Below are 1340 nucleotides of genomic sequence, written 5' to 3'. Positions count from 1 at the left end.
TGGGGTTAGCCTGAATTAGTGGACACCCGAATTAGCGGGATTTTTGATCCTGCTGAGAGGATGTCAGTGATGTCAGAGAAGAAAAGTCAACGTCGTAGTTTTACGGATGAGTACAAGAGGGAAGCTGCCGGCTTGGTCATTGACACCGGTCGGCCTGTTGCCAGGGTTGCCAAAGAACTCAGCATTGGCGAGCAAACCTTGGGCCGATGGGTTCGGGCGGAGAAAGACCGCCGTGGTCTCAATGGCGAGTCGACGGGGGCTCTTGAGGAAGCCGAACGGGCTGAACTGGTGCGCCTTCGCAAGGAAGTTTTTGAGCTGCGGGAGGACAACCGCTTTCTGGGAAAAGCCGCGTCCTTCTTCGCGTCGAAGCATCATCGTCAGAACGGTTCGAATTGATGCACGCGGAGAAGGGGAACTTCTCAATCCCGCGCATGGCCAGATTACTGAAGGTCTCCGCCTCCGGCTACTACAACTGGCACCGGCGTCTCGTGGACGGGCCCAGCCCACGGGCGGTGGCCCGGCGGGAACGCGACAAGCGGGTCGCTACGGTCTTTGACGAGTCTCAACAGACCTATGGGGCGCCGCGAGTAGCGGCACAGCTGGCCCGCCAAGGGACGCCCGCGAACCCGAAGACGGTCGCTGACTCCATGCGCCGGCAAGGCATTGAAGGGATCAGTCCAAGGATGTTCCGGCCGGTTACCACGATCCCGGGCACCAATACCCATCACCTGCCGGACCTGGTGAGCCGGCGGTGGGACCGGGGACGGTTGGATGCTGTGTGGATTTCCGATATTACCTATCTGAAGACTCGGGAAGGCTGGCTGTACTTGTGTGCGGTCCGGGACGGCTGCTCTCGGCGTGTGTTGGGCTGGGCGATGGATTCGGTGCAGAACACCGACCTGGTTGAGCGGGCGTTGCGCATGGCCCACACGCTCCGGGGTGAGCTGCCTGCAGACGTCGTATTTCACGCGGACCGCGGCGCGCAGTTCACCTCGACACAGCTATGGGAAGCCTCGAAGGAATTGGGGATTCTGCAGTCTGTCGGGCGCACGGGCGTGTGCTGGGATAATGCGATGCAGGAGTCATTCTGGTCCACCCTGAAGACAGAATTTTATGACCGGAAAGCCTGGCTGACCCGGGCCGAGGCGAAGACCGCCGTCGGGTGGTGGATTGAAGATTTCTACAACCGTCAACGTCTTCACTCGAAGCTGGGGATGGTGCCGCCGGCGGAGTATGAACAGCAGTTACGCACTCAAACAGCGTCGGACGCAATGAAGGAAGAAGCACTCACGCAAGCCGCATGATGCAGAACACGTGTCCACAACTTGCGGGGAACCCCA

At 60.1% G+C, this 1340-nt stretch carries 1 protein-coding gene; it reads left to right on the top strand.

All coding sequences use genetic code 11. The features are described 5' to 3' along the window. The first annotated feature begins 69 nt into the window (after window positions 1-69). Window positions 70-1304 (top strand): IS3 family transposase gene (locus AB0O97_RS20235; RefSeq protein ID WP_363885070.1). Its coding sequence is split into 2 segments (ribosomal slippage): window positions 70-349 and window positions 349-1304, totalling 1236 coding nucleotides; the frame shifts between segments, so codons are not numbered across the junction. Window positions 1305-1340 lie beyond the last annotated feature (36 nt).

The organism is Specibacter sp. NPDC078692 (genome assembly GCF_040686835.1).
In the GTDB taxonomy this organism is placed as follows: Bacteria; Actinomycetota; Actinomycetes; order Actinomycetales; family Micrococcaceae; genus Specibacter.
The sequence above is the reverse complement of the archived record's forward strand: the minus strand, read 5'-3'. Positions and strand labels throughout refer to the sequence as shown.